Genomic DNA, 15985 nt, shown 5'->3' with positions numbered 1-15985 from the left:
TATGGTTTCTATTCTTTTATCTGTTGCATTTAATTATACAACTAACCAAAAATTTCTTGAATAGGTATAGACATATTTACCACTTGGAGAATAATTGCAAAAACATTGAAGAAGAAAATACAATAAAAAGAGTAGAGGCTGCCTCCCTTCTGTCTGGTATAATTAAAATGTGTGAAATCCTTTTTAAATGTCTCAAAAACAGCAAAAATATAAAAAGCGGCTTGAGCAGCCAATGCCTCTTTTTCATCTAATAAAGCTCTATATACACCCTCTTGCCGCATTTTTTCAGGATTTGGGCCAGTTCCTCTACTATCTTGAGCTTGTCGCTTACGCCTTCCGGCAGGTATGCATTCCGGTGGGCAGGATTAACCGCTCGCCCCACCAGAAATCGGATATGAGTGGAGCGATTGACAAGCAGGTCTGCCAATATTGAAGCTCCGTCCTTCTTTTCCCTCATATCGTCCAAAAAGTGGGGAGAAAAGGAATATATGTTTACAAAATTTCTCAGTATCTCGACACACCTACTTAAAGTTATCAAACCTTCAGTTACGAGGTCTATTCCCTCTATACTACCGACGGGAGGTATCGCCGGGTCGGCATAGTCCCTATTTGTGACTACTTTCCTTCCAGTTTCCCTAGAAACAATATTTGCAGTAGTACCTCCGCAGACCACTTTTTTGCCTTCGCTGTCGATAAGTTTTTTCACAACTTCTGCATCCTTTGACCTATCTTCAGGAGGGCCAACTAGTACCGTGATTAGCTCCGACTTTCTCAAACCTACTCCCAAGACCGTGGTATCATCCCCCGGATTACTGGAATAAAGGTGGCTACACGTTTTGATCAGCTGGTCCACCATTTCCGACACGAAGCATCCACTTCTGTCAAGCCTCTGCAGGTATTCGGCCACATTAGGCCACTGCCATCCCAGGTTCAAGATACCCCCTGCTCCTGCGTGAATAACTCCGTCGCTTACCAGGAATATTTTATCCCCCGGGAAGGCTTCAAACCGGTACTCCAGAATCTTCCTGTCTTCCACCCTCAGTTCCCTGTAAGGTAGCTTAAGAACCTTTCCGTCCCGGATGTAAATCACAGGTGGATTATCAAATTCAAAAAGCCTTCCTTTTCCATCATCGTTAATCTCGAGAATGGAAAAGGTGGAGTAAGCAAGCTGCCGGACTCGGCACACAGGAAGAGTATTAATCAGGGTCCTGACCACTTCTTCTATGGAAGCCCTGTTTTTTATCATAGTAGAAGCAATCCTTACGGTAAGAGTGGAAAGTATACTAGCCTTTACCCCGCTCCCCAGGCCATCGGCCATTACGGCAATTATGCCGTCTTCGGATTGCACAACCTCAACGCTGTCCCCACACAGCTCTTCTCCTTTTTTGGTAAGGCTTTTGGTGAACACTTCAGCAAAGACCTTCATTTTCTTCCCTTCCTTTAACCAGTTCTATAAGCTTAAGGAGCAGCATCTTGCTCTCCGCCGTCGTCTCTCCCAGCAGTCCTGCTATTTCCTGGGCCACGCGCATCTGCCTGTTTATTACTTCCTGGGCCTTCTCCAGGGTCTCCTCCCTAACCCTTTCCAGTTCCATCCTCTGCTTTTCCTGTTCGGTAATATCCTGAATAATCGCCAGTACCATGTCCTCTTCCTCGATATAGCATATAGTCTGGAGGGTAGTTAAAGAATTCCGGGGATAGTTCACCTTTTTATCCTGCAGGTTAGTTTTATTGGCCAGTACCCAGGCAAAATCCCTGTCGTCGATGACAGTCGAAAGGGGCTTCCCCTGGACCTGTTCTTTTTCAACATCGAACATTCTTTCCGCCGCTCTGTTTATTTCCTTTATATTCAAATTACTGTCTACCAAAATGATACCGTTCAGGGTGTGGTCTATGATCAGGTTGGCTAGAGATTCGGCCCTGGACCTCATGTAAGGGATGCACATGTCCGGCTCCGCCATTCCATGGTAGACGGCCTCGGCTTTTTTGCGGCAGGAAGGATACCCGCATGCCCCGCAGTTCAGTTCTTTTTCTGGAGTCGTCTTGCCTATTGAAGCCAGTATTTCTCTTATCTCTGATTCGGTTGGCCTAGGCGCTTTAAAGGCCTTCGGCTCGAAAGACCTACTGAGGTCAATACCCGCCGCAGAGGCCTTTATATTCTCATATCCCTGCTGCTGTTGATTATTTTCTATAAATGAAAGCAACCTTTCCCTTCTTTCATAAAGGGAACTATCAGGCAGCATCGAGGGCCCATTGATACAGCCACCCCTACAGGCCATCATCTCAAATATGCGACCATTTACGTTTCCCATATCCAGGGCATCTAAAAGTTCCATACAGTTTTCTATACCGTCCACGACTACGACCTCTCGAGACAAAAGGTCACCCTCCATTGAAGAAGTCTTTAAAAGCCCCCCTGGCAAGGGATAACTCCTGGCAATAAGAGGTTCTAATACATTTTCTCGCTCTCCTAAGTCTACTCCAGCTACCTCGGAGGCTTTCTCATCTACCCAATCGGCCAACTCTTGAAAAGTTAGTACTGCATCTACATTCCCTAAAACACTCCTATCTAGGGCTTCAGCTTTTTTGGCAATGCAGGGACCTATAAAAACAACTTTAATGTCCAACCCATATCTTTGCTTCAATGACCTTGCATGAGCAACCATCGGGGAAACCACCGGAGCTAGATTCCTTATAAGTCCTGGATAGTATTTCTCTACCAGATTTTTTACAACCGGGCAAGCCGTGGTTATGATGGAACCCTTATGCCCCTTTTTGATCAAATGCTGGTACTCCATAGATACCATTTCAGCTCCCACCGCTGTTTCCTCAGCTCCATAAAACCCTAGGGCCTTCAGTATGGAAAACATCTCCTGAGGAGAAGTTACGTCAAAGACAGCAGGGTAAGAAGGAGCTATGGAGGCTATAACCTTTTCACCGGCATTTATGAATTCTTTTACTGCATGTAAGTCGTTCCGTACCTTCTTTGCATTCTGGGGGCATTCGATGACACACCTTCCACAGTATATACATAAGCTATCCACAACTTCCGCCTGACCGCCAACTACTTTTATAGCTTTGACAGGACAATGCCTAACGCACCGGTAGCAATTTTTGCAGTTTGCCTTAGATACACTGATTACATCCAAAATTATTCCTCCTCCCATTTACTATTTTTTATAGCTTCTAAATCCTCGCCACCTCCTGCGCGTCATAGAAGTGAAATATTTATCGGCAACCTTAAGGAACTTTCCATAAAACCGTTATCTTAACCATCGGAAACTCCGGGATATTAAAGTTAAGCAATGAGCTATTTCTTTTCTTCTTTCATATCAGTGTTTTTTATTATGCTACTATTTATCTCCACTGGTAAGCTTAAAATATGGGTATAGTATACACTTTGCCTCTAAGATGTTAATTTTATAACAATTTCACTTTTGGTATAACACAATTCCTTACTTATGTCTATGTTAAAAGCTTACTAGCAATTTACCTTTATTGAATTGGCACATATCCAATATAAAATCTTTATGTTTTTTGCAATAATTAATACATAAAGATGATAACCCCACTTTTCGTATTTACTAAAAGTGGGGTTTTTTTTAATTGTTGAACTTTTTTGCTCTTTGTATCAGAATAGCCTTTGGATTAAGAGATTGGGTTAAGAGATTCTTCATAAATCTTGGCAATAACAGCTTCAGTGGCTTCCACTGGTGCAATAGAAAGCAATCCGTCGAGAGAAGGTGTTGTTTTAGCAAGCTTCACCAGAGTCGGGACATCCTCTTTTGTGAATCCAAAGTCCGAAAGTTTCTGCGTGCATCCTACATTAAAGAGCCATTCTTCAACCTTTTTAGCTACATATTCTGCTTCAGCAGGCAAACCTTTTAGTCCAGGCACGATAGGGCTGTATATGTCAGCTAACACCTCTGCAACAGCAGGATAAATAGTTTTTACCACTGCAGGCAGTATAGCACCAAGCCCAAGGCCGTGAGCAATCTCAGGTTTTACTGCGCTTAGTGGGTGCTCCAGTGCATGAGTAAGGTGCAAGAGACCATTGTCAAAAGAAATACCAGCTATAGCAGAAGCATAAAGCAAATAGTATCTAGCCACAAGGTTTTCAGGGTCATTTACAGCAACAGGGAGGTAACGAACTATCAACCTTACTGCCTCTTTCGCCAATAGAATGCTGTAAGGTGACGTCACAAGAGTGGTGGCAGCTTCAGTAACGTGATTTAAAGCATCTATAGTAACAGCTATTGTCTGTTTTTTATCAAGCTTTATCATGAGAGCAGGATCATCTATAGCATACATAGGATAGAGGCACTCATAAGCTATTGCAGGCTTATAATTTTTTTCTGGAATTGTAGCTACTGCAAATCGGTCTACCTCCGTACCAGTACCATGAGTAAGATTTATAGCTATAATAGGAGCAGCTTTTTCAGGCGTGAATTTCAGCTCATAAAGTTCTCTTGCATTTTTATCAGTATATTCTAACAGTACAGCCACACTTTTTGCAGTATCTATAGGGCTTCCACCACCAATGCCAATAACAGCCTTCGCCCCAGTTTCCCGGCCAAATTTGGCCGCTTCATCGATCATATCAACAGTAGGATTAGGTCCGACTTTGTCATAAAGTGAATATTTAAAGCCGAGTGTATTTAGAGCCGGTTCTATCACATCCCAAGCTCCACTAACTTTGTATGAATTCTTTCCGGTTACAAAAATGACATTATCGATACCCTTATGTTTTAAAGCTTTTAGAATGTCTTCTATCTTCTTTATACTACCTACTCCAAAATAAGTTGTATTCTTGCACCGAAGTTCAAAAATCTTGGTGGGATTTATTTTAGTTTCCCACATTTTAATTACCTCCTTGTAAAATTTGTATCAATTTAATTATAGCATTTTGTTAAAAAATAATCAATATTAAACTTTTGATTTATTTTTAGAGTCAAGAAAAAATTTCAATTGAAATTAGGAGCATTTTTTGCTTGACAAATACATACTGCAAATTGCGTATGATGTTTTCTAGATTTTGAAAAATAGACAACCCCTTTCTGTGATTTTGTTTTTTACAAATGCTATTTTATCACAAGAGTTTTCTCTAGTTCTTTTTTACTTAAAAAATCCTACGAAATTTTAAACTATGTCCGAATAAATTATTGATAAATTTTTAACTATGTGCTATTATATTATTGTAAAAAATTTAACAATCGCCGCGTAAGCTAGTTTTCACATTAATGACTTACCCAGTATTTTAGGAGGTGTTTTAATAATGAAAGGTTTTGCAATGCTCAGTATCGGTAAAGTCGGCTGGATTGAAAAAGAAAAGCCTACTCCAGGCCCATTTGATGCTATTGTAAGACCTCTAGCTGTGGCCCCTTGCACTTCGGACATTCATACCGTTTTTGAAGGCGCCATTGGCGAAAGACATAACATGATACTCGGTCACGAAGCTATAGGTGAAGTAGTTGAAGTAGGTAGTGAGGTAAAAGATTTTAAACCTGGTGATCACGTTGTTGTACCAGCTATCACCCCTGATTGGCGGACCTCTGAAGTACAAAGAGGATATCACCAGCACTCCGGTGGAATGCTGGCAGGCTGGAAATTTTCGAATGTAAAAGATGGTGTTTTTGGTGAATTTTTTCATGTGAATGATGCTGACATGAATTTAGCACATCTGCCTAAAGAAATTCCATTGGAAGCTGCAGCTATGATTCCCGATATGATGACCACTGGTTTTCACGGAGCCGAACTGGCAGATATAGAATTAGGTGCGACGGTAGCAGTTTTGGGTATTGGCCCAGTAGGCCTTATGGCAGTCGCTGGTGCCAAATTGCGTGGAGCCGGAAGAATTATTGCCGTAGGCAGTAGACCAGTTTGTGTAGATGCTGCAAGATACTATGGAGCTACTGATATTGTAAACTATAAAAATGGTCCTATCGAAAGTCAGATTATGAATTTAACTAAAGGCAAAGGTGTCGATGCTGCCATCATCGCTGGAGGAAATGCTGACATTATGGCTACAGCAGTTAAGATTGTTAAACCTGGTGGCACCATCGCTAATGTAAATTATTTTGGCGAAGGAGAGGTTTTGCCTGTTCCTCGTCTGGAATGGGGTTGCGGCATGGCTCATAAAACTATAAAAGGCGGGCTATGCCCCGGTGGACGTCTAAGAATGGAAAGACTGATTGACCTTGTTTTTTATAAGCGTGTCGATCCTTCTAAACTCGTCACTCATGTTTTCCAAGGATTTGATAATATTGAAAAAGCTCTAATGCTGATGAAAGATAAACCAAAAGACCTAATCAAACCTGTTGTAATATTAGCATAAAAATGGGGACTTAGTCCCCCATTTTTATGCTAATAAAGCTAAATATATCGGTTTTTATGTGGCACATCAGCTAGTAAATTTTTGGCAAAAAAATAACAAAAAATAGTTATTTTTGCAACATTTTTACGCCACTAACACTTGATAATATCATCGAAAGTGAATAAACAACTATTAAAAGAAGAAGGAGGATTATCATGTTCAAAATTTTAGAAAAAAGAGAATTGGCACCTTCCATCAAATTGTTTGTAATAGAAGCACCATTAGTGGCCAAAAAAGCAAAGCCAGGCCAATTTATTATACTAAGGATAAAAGAAGGAGGAGAAAGAATTCCTCTTACCATTGCAGATTATAATTCAGAAAGTGGCACTGTCACAATAGTATTCCAAGAAGTAGGTAAAACCACACGGGAATTAGGAACTCTAGAAGCTGGAGATTATATCCAGGACTTTGTTGGGCCTTTAGGTGTGCCGGTAGAGTTTCCTCATCACAAGAAAGTTTTAGGAATAGGCGGAGGCCTTGGTATTGCTCCACTTTATCCTAAACTCAAAATGCTTCATCAACAGGGGGTAGAAGTAGTTTCTATTATAGGTGCTAGGACAGCTGAATTGCTAATTTTGGAAGAAGAGATAAAAGCTGTTAGTGACAGGATGTATATCTGCACCGACGACGGCTCAAAAGGCCGCCATGGGTTTGTCACAGTAGTACTTAAAGAGCTTTTAGAACAAGGTGAAAAATTTGATGAGATTATTATCATAGGTCCACCAATTTTGATGAAAATAGGAAGCAAAATTACCAAGCCTTATGGCATACCCACTATGGTGAGCCTTAATCCCATAATGGTAGACGGCACAGGCATGTGTGGTGGATGTCGTGTCACCGTAGACGGAGAAATCAAATTTGCTTGCGTTGATGGTCCGGCTTTTGACGGCCATAAAGTAGATTTCGATGAACTAATAAAAAGATTGGCCACTTATAAAGAGGAAGAAAAAATTTCCCTCGAAAGGTTTAATAAAGCTCATGAATGCAAATTAATCAACAAAATAGAAGGAGTTGATAAAGATGCCGTTAAATAGAAGTAAAAAGAAAACACCCATGCCTACCCAAAAGCCTGACGTCCGCAGGCGTAATTTTAGCGAAGTAGCTTTGGGCTATTCGGAAGAGGAGGCAGTAAGTGAAGCCCAGAGGTGCCTTCAGTGTAAAAAACCAGGATGTGTTGAAGGGTGCCCCGTTCAGGTACAAATTCCCCAGTTTATAAAGCGTATTGCAGAAAGAGATTTTGAAGGAGCTATAAAGATTATAAAGGAAACCAACAGCTTGCCCGCCATATGTGGCAGAGTCTGTCCACAAGAAGAGCAATGCGAGAAAAACTGTGTTTTGGGCAAAGTAGGTGAACCTGTAGCAATAGGTCGCCTAGAACGATTTGCAGCAGACTGGGAAAGAGCCAAAGGCATCCGTCCCTCGGTAATTCCCAAAAAGCTTGGTAAAAAAGTGGCTATCATCGGTTCCGGGCCCGCCGGTCTCACCTGTGCAGGAGATTTAGCTAAACTCGGCTACGATGTAACGATCTTTGAAGCTCTTCACAAACCCGGCGGCGTATTGATCTACGGTATTCCTGAATTCAGACTACCGAAAATTATAGTGGAACAAGAAGTAGAATTTATACAACAGCTAGGCGTAGAAATTAAAACTAACATGGTTATGGGTAAAGTTTTAACGATAGACGACCTTTTTGAAATGGGGTATGAGGCTGTCTTTACCGGCACTGGAGCTGGTCTCCCGAAATTTATGGGCATACCTGGTGAAAACTACCTGGGCGTGTATTCAGCCAACGAGTTTCTAACCAGGATAAACCTCATGAAAGCCTATTCTTTTCCCAACACTGACACCCCCATAAAGGTAGGTAAAAAAGTAGCAGTAATAGGGGGTGGCAATGTAGCCATGGATGCAGCCAGGTCTGCAGTAAGAATGGGAGCTGAAGAGGTTCATATTGTGTATCGTCGTTCCGAGGAAGAAATGCCCGCAAGAAAAGAAGAAGTTGAGAACGCTAAAGAGGAAGGTATTATATTCGATTTGCTTACAAATCCAGCGAAAATAATAGGCAACGAAAATGGTTGGGTCAAAGGTATTGAGTGTATCCGCATGGAACTTGGAGAACCTGACGCTTCGGGTCGTCGCCGTCCAGTTCCTATAATGGGTTCTGAACTTGTTATGGATATCGATACGGTAGTAATCGCCATAGGTACTGGCCCTAATCCCCTCCTCACAAAGGCCACTGAAGGCTTAGAACTTACAAAACATGGTTATATCGCTGTAGATGAGGAGGGACGGACTTCCAGAGAAGGGGTATGGGCTGGAGGCGATATTGTAACAGGTTCAGCTACTGTGATTTTGGCCATGGGTGCCGGAAAAAAAGCAGCTCGTTCCATCCATGAATATCTACAAAACAAAAAATGGCGGTAAACATCCTTCGATAAACTAAAGAGACGATAGCAAGTCGGTACTGTGGAAGGAGATACATCCAGCTATCGTCTCTTTTATTTATGAATTTATCATTTTGACAGCTACCTCTTATTTTGCATCTTTTGAAAAAAAGAGCCGCCTTTAGGCTAGCTCATTGTTCATCTACTACTGTACATGCTCGTGTAAAAGCTCCATCAGCCCATTAATTTATTCACCTCACTTCAATTGAAATAACTTGTAGATCTCATGAACTTCATAAGTGTTTATTACGTCTTTTGCCTCCAACCAGCCTTTTCTAGCAATTCCTACCCCATACTTTACATCATTTAAGCCTTCTATGCTGTGGGCATCAGAACATATTGCAAGTTTTACTCCTTTTTCTTTTGCATGCTTTACATACCGCCAGTCTAAGTCAAGCCTATAAGGGTTTGCGTTTATCTCAATTATTTTGCCATAATGGGCTGCTGCTGCTATAACTTCATATATATCTATTTCATAACTGTCTCTCGCTAAAAGAAGCCTTCCTGTAACATGCCCTATTATAGTTGTAGATTTATCTTCTATAGCCTTTATCATTCTTTTTGTCATATCTTCTTTACTCATCCTGAAATGAGAATGGATGGATGCAATCACAAAATCGAATTGTTTTAATATTTCTTCTTCATAATCTAAAGAACCATCAGGCAGTATATCAGACTCTATTCCTTTAAATATAACTATATCGTTATATTTCTTATTTAACTCTTCTATTTCCTCCCATTGCCTTACTAAGTCTTCTTCTTTGAGTCCTCCTGCATAAAAAGCAGATCTGCTGTGGTCTGTGATGCCTATATACTTATACCCCAATTTTCTCGCCGTCTCTATCATTTCTATAAGTGTATTAGCCCCATCGCTGTAAGTCGTATGAACGTGAAATACTCCTTTTATATCTTTTTCTTCTATTAATTTCGGAAGCTCACCTTTTTCTGCCGCTTCTATTTCTCCCATGTTTTCTCTTAATTCTGGAGGAATATATAAAAGTCCTAATTTATCAAATATCTCTTCTTCGCTTTTACATTCTATAAGTTTATCTCCTTTAAAAAGGCCGTACTCGTTCATTTTTATACCCATTTGCTTCGCCCTATGTCTCATTGCAGTATTGTGCTCTCTACTGCCTGTAAAGTGGTGAAGTGCATAAGGGAATTCTCTTTCTGTCACAACTCTTAAATCTGCATTTATACCTAATTTTAAAGTGACACTGGTTTTTGTATCTCCCTTTGCTATAACTTCCTTTACCCCTGGATAGTTTACGAAGGCTTCCATAACTCTTGAGGAATCTGATGCTGCAGCTAAAATATCAATATCTTTTACTATCTCTTTTTTTCTCCTTAAACTTCCTGCAATTTCTATAATTGAGGCTGTCTTTGTATTTTCCAGGTATTCCTTCAATTTAACAGCTTCTACATAAGCTTCCGCATATAAATGTTGACCGCTAAATTGCTTCACAAACTGTATCCCCTCCCAAATTTTCTTTTGAGTCTTTTCCCCAAACCCCGGAAGGTCTACCAATCTATTCTCTATACAAGCGTATTCCAACTCTCTAATTGTGGTGATATTCAATTTTTCGTATATAATCTTTATCTTTTTAGGACCAAGTCCAGGAATTTTAAGCATTTCAACAAGCCCTTCAGGAATAGAGGCTTTTAAATCCTCATAATATTTCATTTTACCTGTTAAAACTAGCTCCGTAATCTTTTTATTAATTGCCTCCCCTATTCCCTTTATATCTTTTAATCTATCTTCTTTAACAAGGATTTCTATATCTTCATCTAATAATTCTATTGTCCTTGCAGCATTATAATAAGCTCTCGATTTAAAAGGATTTTCCCCTTTAAGCTCTAGCAATAAACCTATATCGTTTAAAATATTCGCAATCTTCTTTTTATCCATTTTATACTTCCCCTTTAGCACACAAAATCTTTAGTACATTATACCATAGAAAAAATAAAAAAGAGAGGCATCCGTAAAACCTCTCTCAGACTGTAAACAAACTTTCGTAAAGGAGATATTTTGCATAAAGAGCGACTTGTGACAAAGCCCTAACAAAACTTAGCGAGACCAAGGGTGAAGGCAGGGCCGGAGCCAAGGATGGCGGAGGCGGGCACTAAGACAAAGATGTCGAATGTGCCCGCTACCCTGCCGTAACCCGAAGGTCAAGCTTTAGTTTTGCCGATCTATAATTTAAATAAGCTGACATAAAATCTACTAGCAATCTTGCTCTATCTCTTGCCCATCTGTCTAGTTTTCTGGTATCATTATAGATACTCTATTAACTACTATCTCCATTAGTGCCAATAAAAGTGCTTGTTCACTTCCCTGGTAACGAGCAAAAAGATCAGTGCTAAATTTACCATTGTGGAGTCTTGAAACTGTTAAGGTGAGAGTTCCAACCCTGGTAACTAAATTCCTAGAATAATAACCATTATGATAATTCCGCATTCCTTCCGTCCTCTCATAAGGTTCAGCTTTAATTTGCTCAGTGGCCTGAGCCACTAGGATTTGATTAACTATAGGCTCTAATAATTTAGCTAACTTTTCATCTTTTGTTCCTTTTACAAAAAGATAATGCAAAATTTCAGAATCTATAGGGATATTGTATTGAGCCATTTCTCGTCCCGGAAAAATGATTTTTGGTTTGTTTCTATTTCTATTCTAACCAGAGGGTGGGGAATGGCTCAACCCCTTTTTACACAATTATATAGACTTAACTTAATTATCATTGCAGCATCCTATTTATTATCCCTATATTTCTTCCAGTTTATATATGTATTTATACTCAAAACAATAGTTAATATACCTAACAAAATGTTAGTTGCATTAAGAAGACTCACTATATCTCCTATACGATGATGCGTGAAAAAAACTTCAGAAGATACATTCCCGACTTCCGCACGAATGCCACTTAAAGCATTAAAAATTTGATTTAAAATTTCGGAATAATCCTTCATGCTACTACCTCCTTCTTAATTGTAGATAAAAACATTCCTAAATTCCTTTTCTTTTCTAACATTTTCGCTCCTTCCCTAATAATTCTAAAGATTACCGGTAGTTTCTTTTATATCCATGGTATCTTATTTCCAGCAACTTGTCAATTGACCAAAAGTATAAATTTTCACTAAAATAGCCTTTACTTTTGTACTTTAGTATAAAAACTGGGTTTTCCTCCTTTAAAATTTGTACTAAAGTACAATCTAACATTTTTTGTCCCTTATTTAGTAATGTAAAAACAATAAAAACTTATATTAAATCCAACTTTGTTGCCTTGTATATGCAGTCCTTCACATTCTTTGTTCCCAATAGTTTGAAAATTTTCCTTTTATGATACTTTATATTGCTTAGTGACATATTAATTGTTTTTGCAATTTCTTTATCTGTTTTCCCTTCTGCCGTAAGCTTGAGTATCTTTATATCCATTTCACCAAATTTGTTTTTTATCCTCTCTATCTCAAATAATCTGATAATTCCTTTCTATGTCTCTTGCTAGCAGAAATATCAATGCAGCAAAATCGTGACCAATATCATTCTCAGAAGAGATGTCAACTACCCCTATTAAATTACCATCTCTATTAAAGATAGGGCTGGCTAGACAGCTTAACTTTTTTAATTCTTCAATATAATGTTGTTCCTTTATAACAATTATCGCTTCTTCTCTCTTATCGCCAGTGATACTGCATTTGTACCTGCAATTTCTTCTTTTAATATCATATAATATTTTAATCCTAATGTGCTGTATTAAAAAGAGCAGGATTTCTCCTGCTCATGTTTTAATATATCCTTACTTGTCTAATCTATTGTCCAAAAAATGTTACAACAAGCTTCCAAATCTTTTTACAAATCTCGTTTTAACGTATTGCGCCAAAATCAAGTATGCAAGAAGCGTAGCTATTAAGAACAAGAAATACATTGCCGGTAGAGGCATCATTCCAATTTTTGCTCCAAAAGAAGTAAATGGCACAATTGTTCCTACTGTAACAGCTGCTGAGGTAAAAAGTAATAGCGGCCATGAAGCAATGCTTTGTATAAACGGAATTTTTTCAGTCCTAAGCATGTGAACTACCATTGTTTGTGTCCATAAGCTTTCTACAAACCAGCCTGTTTGGAAAAGCGAAATAAATAGGAGTTTAAGTGCTTCAGGGAGCAAGAAGTAAGAACCTCCTATGACTATTGGACCAATCAAGAAAAACATCAAAGCATAAGTTGTAATATCAAAAATTGAACTTATAGGTCCGAACCATATCATGAAGTTGCCTATATTTGCGGCATCCCATTTTCTTGGTTTTTGTATATATTCTCTATCCATTGTATCCCAAGGTACTGACGTCATAGATAAATCATAAGTTAAGTTAAGGAAAAGTAATTGGAGAGGCTGCATTGGCAAAAATGGTAAAAATGCGCTTGCCACCAAAACTGAAAATACATTTCCAAAATTAGAGCTTGATGTAACTGCAATGTATTTCATGATATTACCAAAAATTCTGCGTCCTTCCACAACTCCTTCTTCTAATACTGTAAGACTTTTTTCCAAAAGTATTATATCTGCAGATTCTTTAGCGATATCTACTGCAGAGTCAACTGAAATTCCAACGTCTGCTTCTCTTAAGGCAGGAGCATCATTAATTCCATCTCCCATATATCCAACAATGTGGCCTTTATTTTGTAAAGTCTTTATTATTTTCGATTTTTGCATAGGAGAAAGTTTTGCAAAAATTGTCGTTTTTTCCGCTACTTCTGCTAATTCTTCATCTGTCATATTCTCTATTTCATTTCCCAACAAAACATTCTCTACATTAATCCCCACTTCTTTACAGATCTTCTTTGTCACTATTTCATTGTCACCAGTGAGAATTTTTACATCTACGCCATGCTCTTTCAATGCTTTTATCGCATAAGGTGCAGATTCTTTTGGCGGATCGAGAAAACCTATATAACCCATGAGAACCATCTTACTTTCATCTGCTACACTGAAAACTCCCTCTGGTGGAACATCATTTTTTTGAGCTACGGCAAGCACCCTCATTCCATCTTCATTTAATCTTTTTACCATTTCTCTTACTTCTTGGCGTATTTCATCTGTCAAAGGAACTACTTCGCCTTTGTACTCAGCATATTCACAGATAGAAAGAACCTCTTCAACGGCGCCTTTAGTCACCAGCTGCCTTTTTCCACCTTCGCTCTCTAAAACTACGGACATTCTGCGCCTTACAAAATCAAAGGGTATCTCATCAACTTTTTTATATATTTTCTCCAATCCATTAAAACCCTTTTCAGCTCCATACTCTAAAATGGCTACATCCATTAAGTTTCTTAAGCCCGTTTGATAAAAACTGTTCAGATACGCATGCCTTAAAACTCTGTCATCTTCATTCCCATGTATGTCAAGATGTTTTTCTACAACTATTTTATTTAACGTCAAAGTACCAGTTTTATCAGTACAAAGTACATCCATTGCTCCAAAATTTTGTATAGCATCCAATCTCTTGACAATTGTTTTGCGCTTTGCCATTGTCACAGCACCTTTAGCAAGGTTGGTAGTGACTATCATTGGAAGCATTTCGGGAGTAAGTCCAACAGCTACAGCCAAGGCAAAAAGCAATGCATCCAACCAATTACCCTTTGTAAGACCATTTATAACAAAAACAATTGGAAACATCACTGTCATAAACTTGATGAGCACTTTACTTACATTGTTAATTCCTCTTTCAAAACTTGTCATCACTCTATGCCCTACAAGGGATTTTGCCATTGAACCAAAATAAGTACGGTCACCTGTTGAAAGAACTACAGCAATTGCAGAACCACTTACTACATTAGTACCCATAAAACATATATTTTCTAAATCTGAAAGGCTTAAATCCTTAGCTTTTCTTTTTTCTTCTTTTAAATCTGGATATTTCTCCACAGGTTCGGATTCTCCCGTCAAAGTTGCTTGGTTTATAAACAAGTCTTTAGAAGTAATAACCCTAACATCCGCAGGTACCATGTCACCTGCTGCCAAATGTATTATGTCACCCGGCACTATTTCCTCTATTTTTATCTCTTTCTCACCTGTATCTTTCCGAATAACTGCAGCTGTTGTATAGACAAGAGCTTTTAGTTTTTCAGCTTCCACATTAGAACGGTACTCTTGAACAAAACGAAGTAGTCCACTAACCGTTACCATTATAGAAATAATAATTATCGTGCTCCAATCTCTGTCTTGAGGTGCAGTAAAAAGTACATCTGTTATATATGATACAATTGCTAAAAATACCAATATACCTATAAAGGGATTTATAAAAGCTTTAATCAATTGAATATACCATGGAGCCGGTTTTTCATGGGCTACCTCATTTAACCCATACATTTCAAGCCTGTCTTGCGCTTCCTCAGAAGTCAGTCCTTCTCTATTTGTACCTAATTGTGCTAAAATTTCATCAACATCTTTTCTAGCAAACTCAATTAATTGTGTGAGTATCGAATCTGTGAAATCATTTTTCTTTGCAATTTTTATCATTTTCATACACCTCCAAAACACAATAATAGGCTAAGGCTGCTGAATCTACTGCAACCTTCCAGTTACAGTATTTGTTTTTTTGTAAAAAACTTTCGCATTTAGACGATGGAATTAAATGGTGTTAGTCTGAGAATTGTTTTGGAGGTATATGTAATAGGACATCAAAAGAAGGGATAAATGGGCAATCTTAAAAAGAACAAAATTTATAGAAAGGCCCATGTGAGAAGAATGGACGTGGCCTTATCTGCCCATCCTTCTTCAATGTCACATTACATATACCTTTGTGGCTTTTACTACTACCTCCACCGTCCATTCTTCTCACCTCCGTTTTTTGCAAATTAAAAAACCTCTCAACGAATAAAGAGGTTTTTTAGACATTTCAATTCGTTGAGCTTTGGCACTATACAGCTTTGGAGCATCCTCCAGCTGCGTTAAGTAAAACCTTAATTCGGTAATACTTGTTAACCCGTTAGCATCTCTCGATGTTTCCGGGCAGCAGCGTGTATCTGTATAGGAGCCTCACCTAACGATTATATTTGCTTGTGTCCTTTTCCATTATATTCTTCTATTTATAATATGTCAATCTTTTTTGAAAAATTTTTTACAAAAGGTTAGTTGTATAATTAAATGCAACAGATAAAAGAATAGAAACCATAGTGAAA

The 15985-nt window shown here is 38.6% G+C and carries 10 protein-coding genes, 1 pseudogene and 1 riboswitch; of the genes and pseudogenes, 3 read left to right on the top strand and 8 right to left on the bottom strand.

All coding sequences use genetic code 11. The features are described from left to right. Positions 1-247: 247 nt before the first annotated feature. From I4N53_RS00065 to I4N53_RS00055, 3 genes are all read right to left on the bottom strand, one after another. The gene (locus I4N53_RS00065) at positions 248-1426 is read right to left on the bottom strand and encodes a PP2C family protein-serine/threonine phosphatase (RefSeq protein ID WP_214495286.1); all 1179 of its coding nucleotides are present in this window, start codon (positions 1424-1426) and stop codon (positions 248-250) included. Next, the gene (locus tag I4N53_RS00060) at positions 1410-3146 is read right to left on the bottom strand and encodes a [Fe-Fe] hydrogenase large subunit C-terminal domain-containing protein (RefSeq protein ID WP_013150921.1); all 1737 of its coding nucleotides are present in this window, start codon (positions 3144-3146) and stop codon (positions 1410-1412) included. The genes I4N53_RS00065 and I4N53_RS00060 overlap by 17 nt, the downstream gene beginning before the upstream one ends. A gap of 499 nt (positions 3147-3645) precedes the next feature. Then, positions 3646-4857 (bottom strand): iron-containing alcohol dehydrogenase, encoded by a 1212-nt coding sequence (locus I4N53_RS00055; protein WP_013150922.1) that lies wholly within the window; start codon positions 4855-4857, stop codon positions 3646-3648. Between the two features lie 415 nt (positions 4858-5272). On the opposite strand from I4N53_RS00055, the gene I4N53_RS00050 reads away from it, so the two are divergent. The 3 genes from I4N53_RS00050 to gltA all read left to right on the top strand — a co-directional run bounded on the left by I4N53_RS00050 (position 5273) and on the right by gltA (position 8791). Then, entirely contained in the window at positions 5273-6331 is a 1059-nt protein-coding gene (locus tag I4N53_RS00050; protein WP_214495285.1) for an NAD(P)-dependent alcohol dehydrogenase, read from the top strand. 194 nt (positions 6332-6525) lie between these two features. Further along, positions 6526-7404 carry a sulfide/dihydroorotate dehydrogenase-like FAD/NAD-binding protein gene (locus I4N53_RS00045; protein WP_009052156.1) on the top strand — a complete coding sequence of 293 codons (879 nt, stop codon included), beginning with the start codon at positions 6526-6528 and terminating at the stop codon, positions 7402-7404. After that, the gene (gltA, locus tag I4N53_RS00040; RefSeq protein ID WP_009052155.1) at positions 7391-8791 is read left to right on the top strand and encodes an NADPH-dependent glutamate synthase; all 1401 of its coding nucleotides are present in this window, start codon (positions 7391-7393) and stop codon (positions 8789-8791) included. Before I4N53_RS00045 ends, gltA begins: the two co-directional genes overlap by 14 nt. 216 nt (positions 8792-9007) lie before the next feature. On the opposite strand, the gene polX is transcribed toward gltA, so the two are convergent. The 5 genes and pseudogenes from polX to mgtA all read right to left on the bottom strand — a co-directional run bounded on the left by polX (position 9008) and on the right by mgtA (position 15323). Beyond that, a complete protein-coding gene (polX, locus tag I4N53_RS00035; RefSeq protein ID WP_214495284.1) occupies positions 9008-10720 on the bottom strand; it encodes a DNA polymerase/3'-5' exonuclease PolX in 1713 nt (570 codons plus the stop codon). A gap of 369 nt (positions 10721-11089) precedes the next feature. After that, a pseudogene (locus I4N53_RS00030) lies at positions 11090-11437 on the bottom strand (transposase); the annotation flags it as partial. 122 nt (positions 11438-11559) lie between these two features. Then, entirely contained in the window at positions 11560-11778 is a 219-nt protein-coding gene (locus tag I4N53_RS00025) for a hypothetical protein (RefSeq protein WP_013150929.1), read from the bottom strand. A gap of 289 nt (positions 11779-12067) precedes the next feature. Beyond that, a complete protein-coding gene (locus I4N53_RS12215; RefSeq protein WP_255549402.1) occupies positions 12068-12244 on the bottom strand; it encodes a LuxR C-terminal-related transcriptional regulator in 177 nt (58 codons plus the stop codon). Positions 12245-12635: 391 nt separating this feature from the next. Then, positions 12636-15323, bottom strand: coding sequence for a magnesium-translocating P-type ATPase (gene mgtA, locus I4N53_RS00015; protein WP_214495283.1), 2688 nt, complete (start codon positions 15321-15323; stop codon positions 12636-12638). A 372-nt stretch (positions 15324-15695) separates the two neighbouring features. Beyond that, positions 15696-15861: riboswitch (M-box (ykoK) riboswitch) on the bottom strand. Positions 15862-15985 lie beyond the last annotated feature (124 nt).

The organism is Thermoanaerobacter sp. CM-CNRG TB177 (assembly GCF_018588165.1).
In the GTDB taxonomy this organism is placed as follows: Bacteria; Bacillota; Thermoanaerobacteria; order Thermoanaerobacterales; family Thermoanaerobacteraceae; genus Thermoanaerobacter; species Thermoanaerobacter thermocopriae.
Note: the sequence above shows the minus strand (reverse complement) of the source record. Positions and strands in the feature narration are given on the sequence as shown.

Bases quoted from the DNA above. Each gene is read 5' to 3' on its own strand.
- gltA (WP_009052155.1), top strand. From the start codon at position 7,391: ATGCCGTTAAATAGAAGTAAAAAGAAAACACCCATGCCTACCCAAAAG.
- I4N53_RS00055 (WP_013150922.1), bottom strand. From the start codon at position 4,857: ATGTGGGAAACTAAAATAAATCCCACCAAGATTTTTGAACTTCGGTGC.
- polX (WP_214495284.1), bottom strand. From the start codon at position 10,720: ATGGATAAAAAGAAGATTGCGAATATTTTAAACGATATAGGTTTATTG.
- I4N53_RS00025 (WP_013150929.1), bottom strand. From the start codon at position 11,778: ATGAAGGATTATTCCGAAATTTTAAATCAAATTTTTAATGCTTTAAGT.
- mgtA (WP_214495283.1), bottom strand. From the start codon at position 15,323: ATGATAAAAATTGCAAAGAAAAATGATTTCACAGATTCGATACTCACA.
- I4N53_RS00045 (WP_009052156.1), top strand. From the start codon at position 6,526: ATGTTCAAAATTTTAGAAAAAAGAGAATTGGCACCTTCCATCAAATTG.
- I4N53_RS00050 (WP_214495285.1), top strand. From the start codon at position 5,273: ATGAAAGGTTTTGCAATGCTCAGTATCGGTAAAGTCGGCTGGATTGAA.
- I4N53_RS00065 (WP_214495286.1), bottom strand. From the start codon at position 1,426: ATGAAGGTCTTTGCTGAAGTGTTCACCAAAAGCCTTACCAAAAAAGGA.
- I4N53_RS12215 (WP_255549402.1), bottom strand. From the start codon at position 12,244: ATGGATATAAAGATACTCAAGCTTACGGCAGAAGGGAAAACAGATAAA.